General features: G+C 44.4%; 22 protein-coding genes, 1 tRNA gene and 1 riboswitch. Of the genes, 9 read left to right on the forward strand and 14 right to left on the reverse strand.

Translation table 11 applies throughout. The features are described 5' to 3' along the window. Positions 1-27 precede the first annotated feature (27 nt). Positions 28-447: a low molecular weight phosphatase family protein gene (locus B1A98_RS13020; protein WP_063383879.1), complete on the forward strand. Its 420-nt coding sequence runs from the start codon at positions 28-30 to the stop codon at positions 445-447. 140 nt (positions 448-587) lie between these two features. Here the strand turns inward: B1A98_RS13020 and B1A98_RS13025 are convergent, their stop codons facing one another. Next, on the reverse strand, positions 588-1880 hold the full coding sequence (locus tag B1A98_RS13025) for an NCS2 family permease (RefSeq protein ID WP_063383878.1): 1293 nt from the start codon (positions 1878-1880) through the stop codon (positions 588-590). A 93-nt stretch (positions 1881-1973) separates the two neighbouring features. Further along, positions 1974-2075, reverse strand: a riboswitch (purine riboswitch). Positions 2076-2218: 143 nt separating this feature from the next. Here B1A98_RS13025 and B1A98_RS13030 point away from each other — a divergent pair. Then, positions 2219-3052: an EcsC family protein gene (locus B1A98_RS13030; protein WP_063383877.1), complete on the forward strand. Its 834-nt coding sequence runs from the start codon at positions 2219-2221 to the stop codon at positions 3050-3052. Between the two features lie 119 nt (positions 3053-3171). Here B1A98_RS13030 and B1A98_RS13035 read toward each other — a convergent pair whose 3' ends face one another. Beyond that, the gene (locus tag B1A98_RS13035) at positions 3172-3825 is read right to left on the reverse strand and encodes a TrkA C-terminal domain-containing protein (protein ID WP_063383876.1); all 654 of its coding nucleotides are present in this window, start codon (positions 3823-3825) and stop codon (positions 3172-3174) included. 140 nt (positions 3826-3965) lie between these two features. After that, positions 3966-5375 (reverse strand): SpoVR family protein, encoded by a 1410-nt coding sequence (locus B1A98_RS13040; RefSeq protein ID WP_063383875.1) that lies wholly within the window; start codon positions 5373-5375, stop codon positions 3966-3968. A 179-nt stretch (positions 5376-5554) separates the two neighbouring features. Here B1A98_RS13040 and B1A98_RS13045 point away from each other — a divergent pair, with 179 nt between their 5' ends. The 3 genes from B1A98_RS13045 to B1A98_RS13055 all read left to right on the forward strand — a co-directional run bounded on the left by B1A98_RS13045 (position 5555) and on the right by B1A98_RS13055 (position 6819). Continuing rightward, positions 5555-5773: a YhdB family protein gene (locus B1A98_RS13045; RefSeq protein ID WP_041099076.1), complete on the forward strand. Its 219-nt coding sequence runs from the start codon at positions 5555-5557 to the stop codon at positions 5771-5773. 157 nt (positions 5774-5930) lie between these two features. Next, positions 5931-6347 carry a disulfide formation protein C gene (locus B1A98_RS13050; RefSeq protein WP_063383874.1) on the forward strand — a complete coding sequence of 139 codons (417 nt, stop codon included), beginning with the start codon at positions 5931-5933 and terminating at the stop codon, positions 6345-6347. 1 nt (position 6348) lies between these two features. Continuing rightward, a complete protein-coding gene (locus B1A98_RS13055) occupies positions 6349-6819 on the forward strand; it encodes a thioredoxin family protein (RefSeq protein ID WP_063383873.1) in 471 nt (156 codons plus the stop codon). Positions 6820-6894: 75 nt separating this feature from the next. Here the strand turns inward: B1A98_RS13055 and B1A98_RS13060 are convergent, their stop codons facing one another. After that, positions 6895-7296 carry a DUF5365 family protein gene (locus B1A98_RS13060; RefSeq protein WP_063383872.1) on the reverse strand — a complete coding sequence of 134 codons (402 nt, stop codon included), beginning with the start codon at positions 7294-7296 and terminating at the stop codon, positions 6895-6897. A gap of 125 nt (positions 7297-7421) precedes the next feature. On the opposite strand from B1A98_RS13060, the gene B1A98_RS13065 reads away from it, so the two are divergent. After that, complete coding sequence (locus B1A98_RS13065) at positions 7422-8324, forward strand: RluA family pseudouridine synthase (RefSeq protein WP_240492409.1); 903 nt, start codon at positions 7422-7424, stop codon at positions 8322-8324. Positions 8325-8403: 79 nt separating this feature from the next. Here the strand turns inward: B1A98_RS13065 and B1A98_RS13070 are convergent, their stop codons facing one another. After that, positions 8404-9252 (reverse strand): aldo/keto reductase, encoded by an 849-nt coding sequence (locus tag B1A98_RS13070; protein WP_063383870.1) that lies wholly within the window; start codon positions 9250-9252, stop codon positions 8404-8406. Positions 9253-9442: 190 nt separating this feature from the next. Here B1A98_RS13070 and B1A98_RS13075 point away from each other — a divergent pair, with 190 nt between their 5' ends. From B1A98_RS13075 to B1A98_RS13085, 3 genes are all read left to right on the forward strand, one after another. After that, on the forward strand, positions 9443-10060 hold the full coding sequence (locus tag B1A98_RS13075; RefSeq protein ID WP_041099066.1) for a DUF47 domain-containing protein: 618 nt from the start codon (positions 9443-9445) through the stop codon (positions 10058-10060). Positions 10061-10074: 14 nt separating this feature from the next. After that, positions 10075-11073 (forward strand): inorganic phosphate transporter, encoded by a 999-nt coding sequence (locus tag B1A98_RS13080; RefSeq protein ID WP_041099064.1) that lies wholly within the window; start codon positions 10075-10077, stop codon positions 11071-11073. 401 nt (positions 11074-11474) lie between these two features. Further along, the gene (locus B1A98_RS13085) at positions 11475-12773 is read left to right on the forward strand and encodes an NCS2 family permease (RefSeq protein ID WP_063383869.1); all 1299 of its coding nucleotides are present in this window, start codon (positions 11475-11477) and stop codon (positions 12771-12773) included. A 206-nt stretch (positions 12774-12979) separates the two neighbouring features. Here the strand turns inward: B1A98_RS13085 and B1A98_RS13095 are convergent, their stop codons facing one another. From B1A98_RS13095 to B1A98_RS13135, 9 genes are all read right to left on the reverse strand, one after another. Then, the gene (locus B1A98_RS13095; protein WP_063383867.1) at positions 12980-14113 is read right to left on the reverse strand and encodes a zinc-dependent alcohol dehydrogenase; all 1134 of its coding nucleotides are present in this window, start codon (positions 14111-14113) and stop codon (positions 12980-12982) included. Between the two features lie 76 nt (positions 14114-14189). Then, on the reverse strand, positions 14190-14321 hold the full coding sequence (locus tag B1A98_RS13100) for a 3-methyladenine DNA glycosylase (RefSeq protein ID WP_087903765.1): 132 nt from the start codon (positions 14319-14321) through the stop codon (positions 14190-14192). 113 nt (positions 14322-14434) lie between these two features. Next, positions 14435-15571 (reverse strand): sporulation protein YhbH, encoded by a 1137-nt coding sequence (yhbH, locus tag B1A98_RS13105; protein WP_063383866.1) that lies wholly within the window; start codon positions 15569-15571, stop codon positions 14435-14437. A 113-nt stretch (positions 15572-15684) separates the two neighbouring features. After that, positions 15685-17580 carry a PrkA family serine protein kinase gene (locus B1A98_RS13110; protein ID WP_063383865.1) on the reverse strand — a complete coding sequence of 632 codons (1896 nt, stop codon included), beginning with the start codon at positions 17578-17580 and terminating at the stop codon, positions 15685-15687. A 326-nt stretch (positions 17581-17906) separates the two neighbouring features. Further along, the gene (trmL, locus tag B1A98_RS13115) at positions 17907-18380 is read right to left on the reverse strand and encodes a tRNA (uridine(34)/cytosine(34)/5-carboxymethylaminomethyluridine(34)-2'-O)-methyltransferase TrmL (RefSeq protein ID WP_041099052.1); all 474 of its coding nucleotides are present in this window, start codon (positions 18378-18380) and stop codon (positions 17907-17909) included. 56 nt (positions 18381-18436) lie between these two features. Further along, positions 18437-19297 (reverse strand): amidase domain-containing protein, encoded by an 861-nt coding sequence (locus B1A98_RS13120; RefSeq protein WP_063383864.1) that lies wholly within the window; start codon positions 19295-19297, stop codon positions 18437-18439. A gap of 61 nt (positions 19298-19358) precedes the next feature. After that, positions 19359-20489, reverse strand: coding sequence for a tRNA epoxyqueuosine(34) reductase QueG (gene queG, locus B1A98_RS13125; protein WP_063383863.1), 1131 nt, complete (start codon positions 20487-20489; stop codon positions 19359-19361). A 200-nt stretch (positions 20490-20689) separates the two neighbouring features. After that, a tRNA-Gly gene (locus B1A98_RS13130) sits at positions 20690-20760 on the reverse strand. Between the two features lie 111 nt (positions 20761-20871). Further along, on the reverse strand, positions 20872-21390 hold the full coding sequence (locus tag B1A98_RS13135; RefSeq protein WP_063383862.1) for a DUF6241 domain-containing protein: 519 nt from the start codon (positions 21388-21390) through the stop codon (positions 20872-20874). Positions 21391-21519: the final 129 nt, after the last annotated feature.

A 21519-nucleotide genomic window follows, 5' to 3' on the forward strand; every position in this document is an offset into this window, starting at 1 on the left:
TAGAACGATGGCGAAGGGGCTTTGAAAATGAATAATAAAAACATCTTGTTTCTCTCTACAGCAAATGACTTAAGCATCATGGCAGAGGGATGGGCCTCCAAGTTGAACGATCCTTCTCTGAACTTTGTGAGTGCTTCGTTCACCAAAGTCCGGAAGAATGATCTTTCAATTGAAGCAATGAAGGAAGTTAATATAGATATTACCGCAAAAAAGCCGCTTCTGCTGGCGCCTCATTTAATACAAAAAGCGGACTTAATCGTGAATATTTATGATTTTGAGCGTGATCAGGAACCCCTCCTCTTACCTGCCTCCAACAAGAAAGTCCTTCATTGGGATGTTCCAAACCCGAAGTATTGTCAAGATATAACAGAGAAATGGGCGGCTTATCAAATCGTATGCGATAGGCTGGCCGGACATGTAAAAAACTTACCCCATGAATTAGATTAAGCCTCTTTATCTTCTAACTGTTGATAAAGAGGCTTAATTTTTTAGCTTTATTAAAGAATTCGGCCGATGCCTGTCCCCCATCTTGCTCCTTTACATGAGCGATTAAGACAGGATTATGAAGGCCTTACAAGGCGAATTGTTTATAAGTAAATAAAGTAGGCAAGGAAAGCTGCAAATAAAACGTATAATAAAGGATGGATCTCTTTCGCTTGTCCTCTTGCAATCATTGCGATTGGATAAAGAATAAAACCAAGAGCGATGCCGCTGGCTACACTGGAAGTAAGAGGCATCATAATAATAGTAATAAAAGCAGGAATAGTAATTTCAACCCGCTCCCAGCGGATATGCTTGATTTCTGTCGCCATTAAAGAGCCGACTATGATCAAAGCCGGTGCTGTTACTTCTGCCGTAATAACGGACAACAGCGGAGAAAAGAATAGCGCCACTGCAAACAAAGCGGAAATAACGATAGATGTAAAGCCCGTTCTTCCTCCTGCAGCAATGCCGGCGCTTGATTCGACCATTGCTGCTGTTGTAGAAGTGCCGAGCACTGAGCCGATAACCGTTGAAGCCGAATCAGCCAGCAGCGCCTTTCCGGCATTTGGGATTTTATTATCTTTTACTAATCCGGCTTGGCTTGCAATCGCAATGAGCGCCCCGGCTGTATCAAAAAAAGCTACGAAGAGAAAAGTAAAAATAACCGCAAGCATTTCCGGTGTGAAAATACTATGCAAATGGGAAAATACCTCACCGAAGGTCGGTTCCAGGCTAGGAATGGCGCCTATCACTTCTCCAGGCACACGAATTAAGCCAACGAGCATGCCAGCGATAGTGGCAATCGCCATGCCATAGAAAATGGCGCCGCCAATGCCGCGCATCATCATAATCACCGTGACAATAAAGCCGAAGATGGCTAGCAGCACCGGCGGAGAATGCAAGTCGCCAATTCCGATAAAGGTTCCTTCATTTGCGGTAATGATGCCGGCGTTTTTCAGGCCGATAAAAGCTACGAAAAAGCCGATTCCGCCGGCAATCGCATGCTTTAAATCTTGTGGAATAACGTTGATAATCATCTCACGAATCTTCAACAAGCTTAAAATAACAAATAAAACACCAGAAATAAATACACCTGTCAATGCTGTCTGCCAGGGAATTCCCATACCAACGCAGACAGAAAAAGTGAAAAAGGTATTAAGCCCCATGCTTGGCGCAATCCCAATTGGATAATTAGCCAGCAGGCCAATCAGCAAAGAGCCGATGATAGCTGATAAAGCCGTCGCTGTAAATACGGCCCCTTTATCCATTCCGGACTGGCTTAAGATAATCGGATTCACGACGAGAATATAAGCCATTGACAAAAATGTGGTAATGCCCGCCAGTGTTTCTTGCTTATAGGTCGTTCCCCGTTCTTGAAAAGCAAAAAAATGTTTCATTGTGCGCTCCCCCGCTATTTGGATTCCAATAAAAAAACTCCCGTCTAAGACGGAAGCTGCCAACTGTCATACAGGATCGCAAACAAAGGAAACAGCTTGTCTGCAATCCTTTGTAGTCAGTCTATTTACGGCAGCCTGGTAGAAACGTTCAAGCCCTATTCTTGAACATATACAAAGGGTTGATTTCATTATATTGCGAGAATTATATCAGACTCTAAATCACAAGTAAATTCGCCTTCTTAAATTCGCAATCTTCTTTACTTTACGGCAGCCATTCATTTTTTTGAAACTTGCGGCGGATTGCTGCCGTACATTAACTAACACAGGAAAGGGTTGGGATAACTATGGAAACGAAGCAGCAATTGGCAGCAGAACTGGCGGCTATTGAAAAATGGGAGAAGGAACAAAAACAATTAGGGATTTGGGATAAGATGGCCCGCCTTCCTTTTACATTGCTCGATAAAGCAACACCGAAAATCATTCAAAACAAGCTCGCGCTGCTGCTTGAGGAGGTTGGCAGCTTCGTGCAAACAGGCGGGCAATATCTTGTGCAGGAAAAAAGCATTTTAAAGAAAATAGAAGCAGCTAATCCGGGGGTAACCGTTGAATCAATTGATGATGCGGCGGCCGTCCCGTTAAAAAAGATGGATGCTGTAGCGGAAGAGATAAAGCAATCGCGCGCCAATATGGCAACCGTTCAAGGCGCATCAACCGGTGTCGGCGGCATATTTACGCTGGCTGCGGATATTCCTCTTTTGCTTGGTTTATCGTTGAAAACCCTTCAGGAAATAGCCATCGTCTATGGTTATGACCCGGAACAAAGGGAAGAGCGTGTCTTCATTATTAAATGCCTGCAATTCACTTCTTCCGATGTGGTCGGCAAAAAAGCCATTTTAACGGAATTGGCAGGTTTCTACGACGGGCGAAGACAAAGCCAGGAGATGATATCGCAGCTGCAAGGGTGGCGGGAAGTAATGTATACGTACCGCGATCAATTGGGGTCTAAAAAAATGTTTCAGCTTATTCCAATAGCGGGCATAGTCTTCGGTGCCTTCACAAACCGGACGGCTGTTCTTGATGCAGCAGAGAACGCAGCTATGCTGTATAAGAAACGCAGAGTGATGGAACGGCTGCACGCCGCCCACTCTGAATCTGAACATTCTCCTTACTAACATTTCCGAATATTGGAAGCCATTCGCAAAGACGAAGCAGAGGAGCAGCCCACAGGGATAGAAAGCTATAAAGGCTTCTCAGCAGCAGAAACATCTCCTGAGGACCTGTTCCTCTCTGCTTAAGAAAATTTCCTCTCAATCGCTTGTTTATTTCCATAAATAAACAGCTGATCACCCTCATGAAGCGTTTCGTCATAGAGCTTATGGCGAATGCTCACTTTGCCGCGCTTAATAAATAAGATGCTGATATCCTCCTCTCTGCCGATAATATCTTCTGCTTTGGCATCAATAAACGGAGAATCCTCTTCGATCACTATATCCGTCACTAAATCGTCTTCCTCTAAATAAAGGGCATCCTTAATTGGCAGCTCTGAAATTTCCAGCTTTTTCTCCATTTCGCTGTTCAATTTCGTTTTCAGCTTTTTTCGAATGATAGGAGTTTTCCCCGTCATCAAAAGGACAAGCAGCACCAGATTAATAACCATTAATTCTTTTAAACGCAAATCGCTTGATAAAATGTTGGTAATAGAGGAAATAATGACAGCCAATGAAAAAGCGCCAAACAAAATAAGAAACATACTTAACCGCCTGCGAACAGGATGATCAATAATCAGCTGGGCCTCGTCTGTGGTAAACCCTGTATTTGTAAGCATGGAAACAACCTGGTAACGGGAAACCTCCTCCTCAAGCCCGGTTAAATTAAATAAGATAACAGAAATTTCGATAACAAAAGCAACAATAAAGAAATAAAGAACCATAAAAACGATTCCCATTGTTTTCCCCTCCCTATCTGGAAGTTAGCCTCAAGAAATATTTCCCTTCTTATTTGGAAATAAAACTAAAATAAAAAACAGCCTGGCAGAAATGGGCGCACAATAAAAACGGGCGGCCGGGAAATCCGGACACCCGCTTGCTACAAATATTTGCGCTGCACTTTATGGCCGCTGAAGCTAAAGAGGATTTCGCGGTCTTCTACCATTGTCTCCAAGTGAACCGTTCTTCCCCAAAGTGTGTATAAATGCGGCAACACTTTTTCTAGATACTTCAGATCCAATTCAATGCCTTCGTACCAATGTTTAATATACAGCTCTCCGGCTTTCATGTAATCGCCGTCATTTACGGTCAAGTAAGGGAATCCTCCGTTGACCCTCATACTGACAAGCTGATCACGGACGTTTGTCCATTCTTTATCGGTTATCTTGTAGTCTTTCCCTTTTTTCTGAAATAAATACATGTCTTCTCTCAAAACTAAGTCTTTCGTTAAATAATTGCGCAAAAAAGAAATATCAGATTCAATTTCCCGGACTTCAAACATCTTCTCCCGTCCGGACCCTGGCTTGACTCCGTGGCGCTTCATTTCTTCCGTCGGATGATTGTAACGCTCTTCAATATCCTCAAACATTTTCAATCCTAAATAATAAGGATTGATGGACGTCCGGGACGGCTGGATGACACCGGCATTTAATTTGGCAAATTCAATCGCTTCTCCTGATGTTAAATCCAGCTCACGCATGATGCGCTGGTGCCAATAAGAAGCCCAGCCTTCGTTCATGATCTTTGTTTCCAGCTGCGGCCAAAAATAAAGCATTTCTTCGCGGACCATCGTCATGATGTCTCGCTGCCAGTCCTCCAGTTCCCGGCTGTACTGTTCAATGAACAGCATCACATCTTTTTCAGGGCGCGGCGGAATTGTTTTTTTCATCTTCTTCGGCACCAAATCGACAGTTGCTGCTTCATCAAGCCGCCAAAGATCATCGTACGGTCCTTTTCTCTTTTCTGTTTTCAGCTCTTCTTCCTCGGTCTGCCAATTCAGCTGTCTCCGCAAAAGCGATGGATCGATATGTTCTTCAATCGCCAGCACCGCATCCAGAAATTCTTCTACGGTTTCCTTGCCGTGATCGATTTCATACTGGCGTATTCTGTCAGCTGTCGCTGCCATACTTTCCACCATATGACGGTTCGTTTGCTGGAACCGGACATTATTTTTGAAGAAATCGCAGTGGGCAAGCACATGAGCGACGATCAGCTTATTTTGAATCAATGAATTCGTGTCAAGCAAGAACGCGTAGCATGGATTAGAGTTAATGACGAGCTCATATATTTTACTAAGGCCTAGATCATACTGCAGTTTCATTTTGAAAAATTGTTTGCCGAAACTCCAATGGGAAAACCTTGTCGGCATCCCGTAAGCGCCAAACGTATAAATAATTTCCGCCGGGCAAATTTCATATCTCATTGGATAAAAATCAAGGCCGAATCCCGTCGCAATTTCAGTAATTTCATCAATGGCATACTGAAGGTCCTTCATTTCTGCCTCATTCATTTTTGCTTTCCCCCTTTTGCCCTTTAACAAATACTTATGAAAAAAAGCAAAAGGTCATACCCCTTTTCCCAAAATCCGCCTGCTATTTTCAACCGGCTGCCATCCCATTATTTACAGTGAGAGTTTTATCGGCAGGGACATATACTATAGATAGTCCTCTAATGGAGGGGAGATAAGCAATGGATTATACAGATTATGACCGTGTTCTGTACTATGTCCATCGCTCAGATTGGACAAACCTGCTCATTTTAATGGTGCGGACGAAAGATCATTTGCTGTCGAAGAAAATTGAACACTTTCTTCACGCCCGCTCCTTCCCTAATTCCTATTCTGCTGTGGAAAAAACTTTTTATACATTGTTCCACTATGTAGAACATGCCAATTCATTAAATGCCTAGGAAAATTCCACCAGTGACAAGCAGCTGGGAAGAGTGTTCATCATTCTTTCCAGCTGCTTTTTAATGAGGTTCTGTTTTCTGCATGCTGATTATTTTACTTTCTTCTGCGGCTAATACTATAATCATCTAGAGAAATTTATACAAAGAAGGAGAACGTATGAAAAAAGAAAATCTGCTTTTCATCGCTTGGGGAGCTTCCTTTATTGCGATGCTTGGCAGCTTGTATTTTTCTGAAGTGATGAAATACGAGCCTTGCGAGCTTTGCTGGTACCAGAGAATCCTGATGTACCCGCTCGTCCTCATTCTCGGCCTTGCCATCATCAAGAAAGATACAGCAGCCGCCCGTTATTCATTGGCCCTTTCAGCTGTTGGAGGATGTATTTCCCTTTACCATTATGCCATTCAAAAAGTTGATTTTTTGACCAATACAGCTCCGGCATGCGGCAGGGTGCCTTGTACAGGCATGTACATTAACTGGTTTGGTTTTATTACCATCCCTTTTCTGGCGCTTACAGCATTCATTATTATTTTCACAGCCAGCCTGCTCGTAATTAAAGGAAAGGAAGTGGCTTAGCATGAAAAAAATCATTATTTTTGCAGCTGTTGTTTTAGTTTTATTTGGCGGAATTGTATTTATTACAAAATACCAGCAAAATCAAGCCGCTAAGGACAATCCTTACGGCAAAAAAGAGCTTCACCCTGAAACGATTAAACAGCTGGATGACCCGAATTACAGCAACCTGATCCTGCCGGACGAGCTCGACAAAAAGCTGAAAAACGGCGAAGATCTGTTTGTTTATTTTTACAGCCCGACATGTTCTCATTGCAAAGCGACAACACCGGTGCTGATGCCGCTGGCTAAAGAGAAGGATGTTGATATTAAGCAATTTAACCTGCTTGAATTTGAAAAAGAAGGAGCCCCTTATCAAATCGAATGGACGCCGACTCTTATTTATTTTAAAAACGGCGTGGAGCAAGAACGCCTTGTCGGCGGCCAGCCCGAAGAAGCATTGGCGCAATTCTTGGACAAATATAAAGACAAATAGCCTTATCCCCCTGCCTGCAACGGCAGGGGATTATTTTGTCATAAATGAAAAAAGCCTTCCAGCTGAGCAGAAGGCTTAAATTAAGTACGTATTGGCCGGTATGGCGAAGGCTAAATAGGATGCAGGGGTTTTTTTGTTCGTGAAGTGGCTGAGAAAGAAAGGGAAATCAATATCAAACTCCTGCAAAATCAGCGTGTTTCTTTCAAACATTTCCTGATAGTGCACAGGTAACTCAGCAGGCTCGTCTGTTTCAAGGATAGATATAATCGTCTGGAGGCTGGAAATCACTTGAAAAGCATCTTGAAGATTGTCAAAACGCTGAAAGTGATATTCTGTCAATTGCAATATGCCGAAATCATACATAGACTGCAATTGTTCCTTTTCAAAGAAGCGCGGGAATATTTCTTCTTTCAACTGCCCGACTAACTCCTTGATTCTCTCTTCTTGTTCAATAGTGGAGGCAATAATTACTTTCAAAAAAACACCTTCCCTGCTATATCTGATTCATCATATGATAGATAATTCAAGGATAACATATAACCTATTTAATAACGTTGGTAATTTTGTGAAATGGGATAAGATAGATGAAAGGTGGGAACATTTTGTATAAGACGAAACGAAAAGGCCCTGTTTATGAGCTGAGCCTTCCTAAAGAATGGAGCGGCAAAACAGTGGACTTTATTTTAAAAAATGAGTGGCAGCTTTCTAAAAAAATGATTCATCAGTGGCGAATGGAAAAAGCGGTTCAAGTAAACGGTCAATCCTTAAGTTGGCAAACGCCTCTTCAGGAAGGCGATGTTTTGCATATTCCCCTGTTCCGTTATATCGGGGAAGCTCCTGCTCCTTCATACCTTGACATTGCCATCTTATATGAAGACGATCATTTACTGGTTGTGGATAAGCCCGCAGGAGTGAAAACGCACCCTAACGACGAGCAAGAAAACGGCTCGCTGCTGAACGCGGCTGCCTATCATCTGCAATCAGCCGGCGACAGAAGCTTTATCCGCCACGTTCACCGCCTGGATGAACAGACAAGCGGCGTGGTTCTATTCGCGAAACATGAAGCAGCGTACACTGTCCTTTCCCGCTTATTAGAAAACCGGCTGATTAAACGAACATATGTCGCCGCTGTTCATGGCATCCTGCGAAAAGCTCAAGGAACGATTAATGAACCGATTGGAAGGGACAGGCATCACCCGACGAAAAGGCGCGTGTCAAAATCCGGACAGCCGGCACTCACCCGCTTTGAAGTGCTGAAGCATAATAAAAGCCGCCAGCTGTCTATCGTAAAGTGCCAGCTGGCGACCGGACGTACGCACCAAATCCGCGTCCACTTTTCTGCCATTGGCCATCCTCTTGCCGGCGACCTTCTTTACGGAGGAAAGCCGACCGTTCACAGGCAGGCGCTTCATGCGGCAGAAATTGAAATTCCGCACCCGTTTACCGGGGAAACGCTGACTTGCCAATCCGCTGTTCCGGACGACATCCGCTCACTCTTTGAGTAAGGAATCGGATATTGCAAATAATCTGCTGGAGCTCGAAACGGCTCCAGCAGGTATGCCTAAGCGGCTGGCTCTCTTAATTCTAAAATCCATTATTAAATTCATCAGGATCAGGGCCAAACCTTTCCCCTTTGTTTAAGGCGTTAATGTTTTTCATATCTTCCAGAGACAGCTGAAAATCAAAAAGTTCGCTGTTTTCTTTAATTCGCTCAGGGTGAACAGACTTCGGAATCACGACGGTTCCGTTTTGCAGATGCCAGCGCAAAATAACTTGCGAAACAGATTTACCATGTTTTTTGGCGATATGGTTAAGCGTCGGTTCACTGGCGAGCTTGTTGCGGGCAATCGGCGACCAAGCTTCTGCGATAATGTTTTTTTCCCGGCAATACGCTCTCACTTCTTCCTGGGTCAAGTACGGATGGTTTTCAATTTGATTGACTGCCGGGGCTTCATTGCAGACAGCAAGCAGATCTTCTAGGTGATGAACCTGGAAGTTGCATACACCGATCGCTTTGACAGCTCCTTCACTATATAACCGTTCGAATGCCCGCCATGTTTCCCGGTATTTCTCTTTCTCTCTTCCAGGCCAATGAATCAAATACAGATCCAAATAGCTTGTTTGCAGCTTGTTCAATGAGGTTTCAAAGGCTTTCAGCGTTTGATCATATCCTTGATCGCTGTTCCACACCTTTGTCGTAAGGAAGACTTCATCACGGCGGAGGCTGCTTTCTTTGACAGCATCACCAACGATCTGCTCATTTTCATACAGAGATGCCGTATCAATCAGCCGGTATCCCATGCGCAGTGCCGACTGAATGGCAAAGCTGGCCTCGATTTCATCCGTCATTTTGTATACGCCCAGACCTACCTGCGGCATAGCCAGTCCATTGTTTAATGTCAACGTATCCTGCAAGTTCACAGCAACTTTCATTTTGATTCCTCCTTTCGACTTTGTTTTTATTTTACCGCCAAATAAAAGCGGAAGCGACTATTTCCATCTTAATAGCTGCTGAAGTTGATAATTTTTTTCTGCCTTTTTTCGACAAACTCTTTTTTCTTCTGCTCTATTCAAGTAAAATAGTGCTGTTAGCCATTTTTTTATAATTAGGAGGCTTTTCAAATTGTTTAAACAAAAGAAGGATAAATTTACTGTCTTGCTTAATTCAATTGCAGTTAATTTGAAGGAAAGTGCCAATTACTTTGCTGACTATAAGCTACAGAACGCCAGCGACTTGAAAATCTTTTACAACGAAATGAAAACGTTCGAGACCAAAGGCGATGAATTAATTCATGAAGTCATTAAAGAATTAAATCAGTCGTTTATCACGCCAATCGAGCGGGAAGACATTTTGGCACTTGCGATGAGCATGGATGATGTCCTTGATGGCTTAGAAGAAACAGCGGCGATGTTTGAAATGTACTCCATCATCAATGCTGATGAATATATGGTCAAGTTCGTTGAAGCGATCCGGAGTTGTGCCGCTGAAATTGAGCGGGCTGTTGAATTGCTGGAAACGAAAAAGCTGCTGTCTATCCGCGAACATGTCATTAAAATTAAAGATTATGAAACCACTTGTGACGGCGTCCGCCGCCAGTCCATTAAACATCTCTTTGTGACAGAGAAGGATCCGATTCAGCTGATTAAGCTGAAAGAAATTTACGAGAGCTTGGAGCAAATTGCTGATTTTTGCCAGGACGTGGCTAATACTCTGGAAACTATCATCATGAAAAACGCTTAAGGAGCGCCTTATTTATGGATTCTTTACTTATGATTACTGTACTGATCGTTGTTTGCGCTTTATCGTTTGATTTTATTAACGGCTTCCATGACACAGCGAATGCTATTGCTACTTCGGTTTCCACCAAAGCCTTGAAGCCGCGCCATGCTATTATTTTAGCAGCTACCATGAACTTTTTAGGCGCCATGACTTTTACCGGAGTGGCCAAGACGATCACGAAAGATATCGTTGATCCCTTCATGCTGCAGAACGGTTCAACCGTTATCCTGGCCGCTTTAATTTCCGCTATCTTATGGAATTTAATTACGTGGTATTACGGGATTCCGAGCAGCTCTTCCCATGCCTTGATCGGTTCGATCGCCGGGGCAGCCATCGCAGCAGCCGGTGTGGGCGTTTTAAATTACGGCGGTTTCCTTAAAATCATCCAAGCGCTGATTCTTTCACCGATCATTGCTTTCATCGGCGGCTTTATTATTTACAGCATATTCAAAGTCGTCTTTAAGGACAACAACCTTCCAAAAACGAATCGCCGCTTCCGCCACTTTCAAATCGCGACGGCGGCTTTGCAGTCTTATACACATGGAACAAACGATGCCCAAAAAGCGATGGGGATCATTACTATGGCGCTGATTGCCAACAACTATCAATCAACGACTGACATTCAATTTTGGGTGCAATTTTCTTGTGCGGCCGCTATGGGACTTGGAACATCCATCGGGGGCTGGAAGATCATTAAAACGGTTGGCGGAAAGATCATGAAAATCCGCCCGGTGAATGGAGTGGCAGCCGATTTAACCTCAGCCGCTATTATCTTCAGTGCAACGTTTATTCACTTGCCGGTCAGTACTACACACGTCATTTCGTCTTCCATTTTAGGGGTCGGCGCTTCCCACCGGATTCGCGGGGTCAAATGGGGAACAGCGCAGCGCATGCTGATTACGTGGGTGATTACGCTGCCGATTTCTGCAGCTATTGCCGGCTTAACTTATTTTATTCTTAATTTGTTCCTATAAAAAAGCTGTTCCGCAATCAAGTTGCGGAACAGCTTTTTTTAACTGGCTGCATTAAAGCCTCTTATTAAAGCACGTATTTCCTCAATATATTTAAAAATAAAACCAAAGCGATTACAAACATTAAAATAATCAGTATCTTTTCTTGCTTGCTTCCAGGCATAGGTCTTCTCCTTTCCGATGTCCTTTCTTTACACGATGCGCCCGCTATTAATTCTATCTTAACCGGATATCCCGCCCAGCTCAATGAAAACGCTGGAAGGCTTTCGCTTGCCTGCCGCCCCTGCTGAAGAGCCTCTTGACGGTTAAAAAGCGAAGGCTTTCTATTTTCCTATTGCATCAGGTTATCAAAACGAATATTATATTAAGTGTGGTTTTTAATGTTCGTATTTTGGAGGTTTCCAATGTTTAAATTACAGGAAAATGGAACAAATACAAAAAAAGAAATTATCGCTGGTTTGACGACCTTTTTAACAATGGTTTATATCGTTGTTGTTAACCCGATTATCCTGAAAGATGCGGGAGTCCCATTTGATCAAGTCTTTACTGCTACGATCATCGCTACTGTCATTGGTACGCTATGGATGGCTCTGATGGCCAACTATCCGATCGCGATCGCTCCTGGAATGGGGATGAATGCTTACTTCGCTTACTCTGTTGTCGGCTCTCATACTGACATTACGTATGCAACTGCTTTCTCTGCTGTTTTCGTGGCCGGACTGATCTTTATCGCTTTATCCCTTACGCCTTTCCGCGAAAAATTAATTATTGCGATTCCTGATAACTTGAAGCACGGCATTACAGCGGGAATCGGACTGTTTATTGCCTTTATCGGCCTGCGCCAGACTGGATTGATTGCGGACCACCCGCAGAACTTAGTTAAGCTTGGTGATCTGCATAGCCCTGAAGCGATCTTAGCTCTAGCGGGACTGGCCATTACGATTGTATTGATGGTATTAAGAGTCAATGGTGCATTGTTTATTGGCATGCTGGTTACAAGTATCATCGCTTACTTTACCGGCCAGCTGAAAATCACCAAAGTGATCGAAGCACCCTCTCTGCCTGAAGGACTCATTATCTCCAACCCGCTGGCTGCTATCGGCGATGTGATCCAGCATGACTTATATGCGGTCGTATTTTCCTTCTTGCTGGTGACGATTTTTGATACAACCGGGACGATGATTGCTGTCGCCCAGCAAGCTGGATTGATGAAGGGCAAAACACTGCCTCGCGCGCGCCAGGCGCTTCTAGCCGATTCTGTTGCCGCGACTGCCGGTTCCATCTTCGGTACAAGTCCGACAAGCGCTTATATTGAATCCTCTACAGGAGTTGCTGCCGGAGGACGGACAGGTCTTACGACAGTTGTTGTGGCCGCGCTGTTTGTGGTGGCCGCCTTCTTTGGGCCGCTCGTCAGTGCGGTATCGGGCTTGCCGGCAATTACGGCTCCGGCCCTTATTATTGTTGGCTGCTTAATGATGGAAAGTGTGGGCAAGATCACTTGGAACGAGCTGGATGAAGCATTCCCGGCATTTTTAATTATTTTGAGCATGCCTTTAACGTCCAGTATCGCCACGGGTATCGCCCTTGGATTTATCTCCTATCCGCTGTTGAAGGTCGTTCGCGGAAAATTCCGTGAAGTGCACGTGCTTGTTTATATCTTTGCCATTCTGTTCTTTTATCAGCTGGCCTTTTTGCCTCACTAATATCAAGGATAGAATGAGAAAAGAAGAAGCCGAAATCCGGCTTCTTCTTGGGCTTCAGACAAACTCGCTGATAAGCGAGCGGGTCTGAGGCCTTTTTTTATTTAGCTTATGAATGGGAACAGCTGATTTCCATTCCAGGCGTTTCGCTTTCCAAGAGTGAAAAAAGCAGGCCCCCCGGACTTGGAAGAGCGCGAAAATGCCGGCTTTTAAGGCTTCAATACCACTTTTATACACTCATCTTCATGATCGTTAAAAATCTGATAAGCGAGCGGTGCTTGATCAAGCGGCATAATATGAGTAATAATTTCTGCCGGATTCAATTCATTGGCCGTGATTTTCTCAAATAATTCAGGCATATAATGAATCACCGGGGCCTGTCCCATTTTCAGTGTCACATTTCTTTCAAAGAAGTTGCCGAGCGGAAACATATTGTACATTAAGCCATATACGCCTGTCAGCTGAACGGTGCCGAATTTTCTGACCGCATCTTTGGCAATATTGATGGCGCTTAACGTGCCTCCCTGCAGCTTCAGCTTTTGTTCAATCTTCTCAATCGCCGATTTCTTTCCATCCATGCCGACGCAATCAATGACTACATCTGCTCCGCCATTCGTTACTTCCTTCAAGTGCTTTCCCATTTCAGGATACTCGGAAAAATTATACGCTTCCACATTATTCATTTTTTTGGCAAGCTCCAAGCGGTAAGGCAGATAATCAACAGCAATGACCCGCTTCGCTCCTTTCATCCAGGCAAACTTTTGAGCCATCAACCCGACAGGACCGCTCCCAAGCACAACGACAGTATCGCCAGGCTTCATACCGGAATGCTCGATGCTCCAATAAGCTGTCGGCAGAACATCGGACATAAATAGCAGGGCCTCGTCCTCCAGTTCACATGATTCCGGCACGACAAACGGCATGAAGTTTCCGAAAGGCACCCGCAAATACTCTGCCTGGCCGCCCGGGTGATCGCCATATTGCTCTGTATAGCCAAAGTATCCTCCTGTATCCTTATGCGGGTTGGAGTTGTCACATTGGCTTTCCATATCATGCTGACAGTAATAGCAATGCCCGCAAGCAACATTAAACGGCAAGACGACTCTGTCTCCTTTTTTCACCCTGGTCACATCCGGGCCGACCTCCTCAACGATTCCCATTGGTTCATGGCCGATAATATATCCCGGACGCAGCGGCATATTTCCTTGATAAAGATGCAAATCTGATCCGCAAATCGCTGTTGATGTAATTCGGACAATCACATCATCTTTTTTCTTCAAAACGGGGTCTTCTACCGTTTTCACTTGTACATCTTTCGCTCCCTGGTACGTGACGGCTTTCATATGCATCCTCCTTCTGATCGGCTTCTTCGTCCTATACCCGGTGACCGCTTGCTAATAACTTGCTTCTTTCTCTATGTTACGAATCCGAACGGGCCGTCGGCTTGTCGACTTCACGCTGCGGTTCAATATCTTCCCCGCGCTTTTTCTTTTCCTTTTGTTCAATAGACAGATTTTCCCGTTCTTGATAGTTGCTATCCTTCTTATTCATTTAGCCATCGCTCCTTTTGTTTGCTCTTTTTATTTATTTCCTGATCAAGGCGAACTAAACAAAAAAAAGTACCTTATTGAACAAGAAGCTTTGCTTCAATAAGGTACCTTCGTTTATTCTTCTTTTCCGAAGAAGCTTTTCATTGCATAAAAGACATCTGCTTTTTGCCTTAAAATATAATGCCTGAACTTGTTGTCTTTAATATTTTTATAAGAGTTCATCAGCGTGCTGTTACGATTGTATTGATTGACTTCGCCATAGCCAAACATATTGGATTTAGCCATTAACTCATCTACAAGCTTGACACAGCGCAAGTTATCAGAAGATAAATTATCGCCATCTGAAAAGTGAAACGGATAGATATTGTAGCGGACCGGATCATATTTCTCTTCGATCAGCTCCAGTGCCATGCGATAGGCGGATGAACAGATGGTTCCCCCGCTTTCCCCTTTAGAAAAGAAATGCTCCTCACTGACTACTTTGGCCTCGGTATGATGGGCAATAAATTCAATATCTACTGTTTCGTATTTTGTCCGCAAAAAGCGGACCATCCAGAAAAAGAAGCTTCTGGCCATATATTTCTCCCAGACCCCCATAGAGCCGCTCGTATCCATCATTGCCAGAATCACCGCTTTGGACTCCGGCTTCTCTATTTCCGTCCATGTTCGAAATTTTAAATCCTCAGGCAAAATCGGGTGGAATTTCGCTTCACCCGTCAAAGCATTCCGCTTATAGGCAGACAACAGCGTCTTCTTTTTATCAACGTTGCCCATTAACCCCGTTTTCCGAATGTCGTTATATTCTATATCTTCAACAGTAAAGGGCGCCTCCTCTTTTTGTTTTAAGTTAGGCAGTGCCAGTTCACTGAAGAAGGCTTTTTCTAAATCCATAAAGGAAACTTCTGCTTCATAGTAATCTTCTCCGGCTTGATCGCCTGGACCGCTTCCTTTTCCCGGGCCATCGGCAGGGCTGCCGTCGCGGGCGATAACATCCCCTACTTGACTGTCGCCGTCCCCCTGCCCCACATGCTTGTTTTTGTCATAATTATATCGGATTTTATATTCTTCAATTGAGCGAATCGGAATTTTGATGACTTCATCGCCATTTGACATGATGATGCTTTCTTCCGTCACCAAATCAGGCAGGTTCTTTTTTATGGCATCCTGCACTTTTTCCTTGTGCCGTTCTTGATCATCAAATCCTTTGCGGTGAAGAGACCAATTTTCGCGGGATACATGATGCTCACTCATCTCCTATCCTCTCTCCTTTCCTTCATTTTATTGTATGCCTGCCAGGGTGCAGTTGTACGAACGTTGCCATCGAAAAGGAAAAAAGAGGGCGGCCCAAAAGGCTGCCTCTTCTCCTATCTGTTCAGCAGGCTGCCCACATAGCGCAGCAGGTCATTGGCTGATACAGAATTATAACCGTAATCATCAATTAAGCGGGCCACCACTTCGTTAATCTTCTTCAATTGCTGTTCATCAGGAGTTTTTGTGGAAGTGGTAATTTTGACAATATCCTTCAAGTCAGCAAACAGCTTTTTCTGAATGGCTTCCCGAAGGCGGTCATGAGAATGGTAGTCGAATCGTTTTCCTTTTCGGGCATATGCGGAAATTCTGATTAATATTTCTTCCCGGAATGCTTTCTTGGCGTTTTCAGAAATGCCAATTTGCTCTTCAATGGAGCGCATCAGCTTTTCATCCGGATTGATTTCTTCTCCTGTCAGCGGATCACGCATTTTTGATTTATTGCAGTACGCCTCCACGTTGTCTAAATAATTGTCCATTAACGTTTTGGCTGATTCTTCATATGAATAAACGAATGCTTTCTGCACTTCTTTCTTGGCGATATTGTCGTATTCTTTTCTGGCGACAGAAATAAAGTTCAAATACTTTTCTCTCTGTTCGTTTGAAATAGACGGATGCTGATCGAGTCCCTCTTTCAGGGAGCGGAGAACATCAAGCGCATTAATGGAAGCTACCTCTTTACGAATGATTGTAGATGAAATGCGGTTAATGACATACCGTGGATCAATGCCGCTCATTCCTTCATCCTGGTACTCCTTTTTCAGCTGGTCGACATCGGCGGAGTTATATCCTTCTACACTTTCTCCGTCATATAGCCTCATTTTTTTGACAAGGTCAATGTCGCCGCGCTTCGGCTCCTTCAAGCGAGTTAAAATCGTGAACATGGCAGCCACTTTCAGCGTATGCGGCGCGATATGGACATCAGACACATCACTTTCACGAATCATTTTCTCGTAGATTTTCTCTTCTTCCGACAGCTTTAAATTGTACGGAATCGGCATAACGATGATCCGGGAGTGAAGCGCTTCGTTCTTTTTGTTGGAAATGAATGAACGGTATTCTGTTTCATTTGTATGAGCCACAATTAATTCATCGGCGGAAATAAGAGCGAATCGTCCGGCTTTAAAGTTGCCTTCCTGGGTTAAGGAAAGTAAATGCCACAAGAACTTTTCATCGCATTTCAGCATCTCCTGAAACTCCATAAGCCCTCGGTTGGCTTTGTTCAATTCCCCGTCAAACCGGTAAGCGCGCGGATCAGATTCCGAACCGTACTCGGCGATCGTCGAGAAATCAATGCTGCCTGTCAGATCGGCAATATCCTGAGATTTTGGATCGGATGGACTAAACGTGCCGACTCCCACCCGCTTATCCTCTGAGAAAAAGATTCTCTCTACCATTACATCTTCAATCCGTCCATTGTACTCTTCCTGCAATCTCATCATGTTTAACGGCGACAAGTTGCCTTCAATGCGAATGCCATATTCCTCATAGAAATCTCCCCGTAAATGTTCCGGAATTAGATGCAGCGGATCTTCATGCATCGGACAGCCTTTAATCGCATAAACAGCGCCTCTCTCTGTTCTTGAATAAGCTTCCATTCCTTTTTTCAAGATAGCCACAAGCGTGGATTTCCCGCCGCTGACCGGTCCCATCAGCAATAAAATCCGCTTGCGCACATCCAGCCGTTTGGCTGCAGGGTGGAAATATTCTTCTACGAGGCGCTCCAGTGCCTCTTCCAGCCCATAAAGCTCAGAGCTGAAAAAGCTGTATTTTTTGGCGCCATGTTCTGTTTCAATTCCTTTGTCTTTAATCATATGGTAAATTCTAGAATGAGCTGACTGGGCTACCCAAGGCTTTTGTTTGACGATGTCCAGGTATTCCGCAAAAGTGCCTTCCCACTTTAATTTTTCTTCTTCTTCACGGTATTGTTCGACTTTTTTTAAGATATCCATATAGACCTCCCGCTTTTGCGTAATTAGAGAACGATTACTAAATCCTATGCCCGTACATCTCTTAACATGCTAATGAAAAAGCGGAATCATAGATTGTCCTTAATTTGAAAGAAGTTGGCGTTTTCTTTGCAGGTGCTTTCAGCTATAATAAAAATAGTGTGCAGGAAAAGACTTCTTAAGAAAGGGGTACGAAAAATGAATCTATTACTCATTTTAGGCGTGATCGTTGCCTTCCTTGCCGCAATCTTCACTGCTGGATACGAAGATAAACCAGGTGCCTAATAAACACAAAAAAAGCACTGCAGCCGGGCTGCAGTGCTTTTTTCTTAAGATAATTTCAAGAAGTTCTGCTGGCGCAGAGCTTCGTAGACCAAAATGGCCGCTGTATTGGATAAATTTAACGATCTTACATTTCCATTCATCGGAATACGCAAACAACGGTCTTTATTTTCATTAATAATCTCTTTCGGCAATCCTGTCGTTTCTCTTCCGAAGATAAAGAAATGATTTTTCCCGGGATCGCTATAGTCAAAATTGGCATAGTTATTTTCGCCAAATTTGGTTAAGTAATAATATTCTCCACCTGCATTCTTCTCATAAAACTCCTCTAGGGAATCATAATAAACAACTTCTACAAACTGCCAATAATCCAAGCCTGCCCGGCGCAACATTTTATCGTCTGTCGAAAAACCAAGCGGGCGAATTAAATGAAGCACTGTGTCGGTAGCTGCGCATGTTCTGGCAATATTTCCGGTATTGGCCGGAATTTCAGGCTGGTAAAGTACTACGTTAATAGACAAAATTATTCACCTCATATTTAAACTGTAACCTATTTATTATATCATAGCGAAAACGCTTAAGAAGAACCATCTTTGATCTGAAAGAACTTATACTGAATGCCTGGCGTATAAGCGGTTGAATCTTCGTAGCTCCAGTAACGCATGCGGCTGTTGGTCGTATGGGCGTTCACAAGCGGCATGCCGCGGCTGTCTTTGGCCGTGACGATGGTTGAATGATCAAATCGCCCGTCCCCTTGAAAGTCATAGCAAATCACATCTCCCGGCTGCAGCCGCTCTGGTTCACTCACCTCGCAGGTTTGCATCCCGCTTTTCGACGAAGATAAAAACCAGCGGAAGGCATGTGCCACCGTCCAGCTATAGCTCCAATTATTGCTTCTGACCCACCAGCCGCGGCTTCTATCCGGGTAACCGGTCATCGGCGCTCCCCCGGCATGGAGGCATTGAGAAATGTAGTTGGTGCAGTCTACGCTAAACTGCCGGTAAGCCGGGTTATAGCTGTTCCACCAGCGCTCGGCATATTGAACAGCTTTCAGACGGTCATACTGAAAGGCGCCCCTTCCCTCAAAAACATCCGGGAACTCGGCTAGCTCCTTCATATTTGCAGACAGAATAAGCTGGGGCTCTGCCTCCTTATCTTCCATCAGCGCCTGATTGGCTATCCGGGCCGTCCGTTCCTCAACTTCCTCTTCCAAGTAAATATAGCTGTCCTGCTGAATCAAATATTTGAAATGCACGCGATAGCGTGTCCATTCTCCTTCGTTGGAAAGAATGTTGCCGAACGCTTTTGCCTTGAGAATTCGGCTTCCTCTAGACTCAAGCAGCGCTTTTTTCCTTAACAGCTTCTGATCGTTGTCCGCCTTGCCTTCAACGAGCGACTGCAAACGCCGCTCTATTTCCTGCCGAAGTTCTTCGCACATGAAAAAGTCCTCCTGAACAGTTCTTTTTTTCTATATCTATTCAAGACCTTCCTTGTTCATGTTAGTTCAGTAGGCTGATCCCTTTCTCGATCTCTTCCTTCACCGCAGGATCACTTTCTTTCTCTTTCGCCAAAATAAGTGCCTCCCGGGCTTTTTCCCCGCCAATTTTGGCAATAGCCCAAGCGGCGGTCCCTCTCAAAACCGGGCGAACGTCATGAAAGAGTACATCAATTAAAGAAGACAGCGCGCTCTCCTCTTTAAAATGAGCGAGTGCAATAATGGCATTGCGTTGAATCGGCTTTTTCCCTCTCCAGGAGCCCGACATGGAGCCGAAGGTTTGCTTGAACTCTTTATTGCTTATGCTGACCAACGGCTCAAGAAGCGGTTTCACTGCCTCTGGGTCCGGCTCCATTTCCTCATGCAGATGAAAGTCGATTCCTTTGTTTTCGGGGCACACGGTTTGGCAGGTGTCGCAGCCATACAGGCGATTCCCCAGCTTGTCGCGAAATTCCGCCGGCATGAAATCCTTTGTTTGTGTTAAGAAGGCAATGCAGCGCTTCGCATTCAACTGCCCTCCTTGCACAAGAGCACCGGTTGGACAAGCATCCAGACATTTTGTGCACGTGCCGCAGCGGTTTTCAATCGGCTTATCCGGCTCCAGCGGCAAGTTAGTGATCATTTCCCCTAAATAAACGTAAGAGCCAAATTCGGGAGTGATAATCGACGTATTTTTGCCGCTCCAGCCAATCCCGGCACGTTCAGCAACAGCCCGATCAGAAAGCTCCCCTGTATCCACCATCGAGCGAAAACGGGCTTCTGGCGCTTTTGCCGCGATGAAGGCCTCTAGTTTACTTAAACGATCACGCAAAACTGTATGATAATCCTCTCCCCAGGAAGCCCGGCAGAAAATCCCTCGTCTTGCGCCTTGCTTGCCTTTCACAGATTCTCTCATCTTAGAAGGGTATGCTAGTGCAATCGCAATAATGGAACGGGGTTCATCAAAAATTCTGGAGGGCTCAACCCGCTTATTGATATCTTTCTCTTCAAATCCCGATTGATAATCCAGCGCCTGCTGGCGCAGAAGCCGGTCTTTCAATTCAGTAAAAGGAGCCGCAGAAGCAAAGCCAATTTTATCTATGCCGATTTCCCGGCTGTACTCAATGATTTCCTGTTTTAATGCTCTGTAATCCATGGCTCTCCCTCCCTTCAAGAAATACATGAGTCAAATATATCTATAAAAACAGCCTCTTCGTCTTTCATGCTTCTTTCCTAAGCAAAGAAGCAGCACCCTAAAACGGCCGCCCGTATGTTGTCATCCGATCCGAAAATTAAAAAACGCAACATCTTATCCAGCAAGGAATAAAACATTGCGTTAATAACAATATAATAGAGAGCGGGTGATGGGAATCGAACCCACGACATCAGCTTGGAAGGCTGAGGTTTTACCATTAAACTACACCCGCAAGAGAATGTGTGATTCACAACATGTATTTCATTATATAAAAAAATATTGTCGAATTCAAGAGGATGTTCATTTTTTCTCTATCATAAGCCTTGCAAAGCATCGGCTTAGACTACCTGAAATTTTCCTCAATAAACATCTGCTCCTGCTCTTCTGTCATGATTCCCTTTGCCTCGCCAATATTCCCATCCTGCGCTTCCCACAAGTCATTATGATCCTTATCCACTTGGGTAAAATCTCCGGCTTCCCAGCGACTGAGGATCTCCAGAAAGAACTTTTCCGACTTAAAGTGATTGGCCAGCACATGCTCTTTTACTATTTTAATATTTTCTGGAGTCATCTCAATCGCTCCCCATTTTTCACGGGCGAGTACCTTTTGATGGGTCATCTTATGCATAACGGTTGTTACCTGCGGCTCATTTCCGTCAATCAGCTTAGGAAGCCGGTCGCTCTTTTCACCGCCGATTTCAATTTGTTTTTTATCAAACTTTACCGGCTTGCTTGCCAGCTTTTTAGCCTCTTTTGCTTGTGACTGATCGCTCGACGTAATAATCACAAAGGCCGTCCCAATTGCCCCGGCCGCAACGGCTGCAACTAGACAAAAAACAAGAACGAGCTTTTTAACATTCATTGCAGTCCCTCCATCTACCCCTATCCATGCTGCTAATCTGCTGAACAGTTATTCATTTCTATATATTAACATAAATAGCAAAATCGTTCCACAGGCGCTTCACCATGCCTTCTTCTTTAACAAACGGCC

It is taken from the genome of Pseudobacillus badius (genome assembly GCF_002189605.1).
Taxonomy (GTDB): Bacteria; Bacillota; Bacilli; order Bacillales; family Domibacillaceae; genus Pseudobacillus; species Pseudobacillus badius.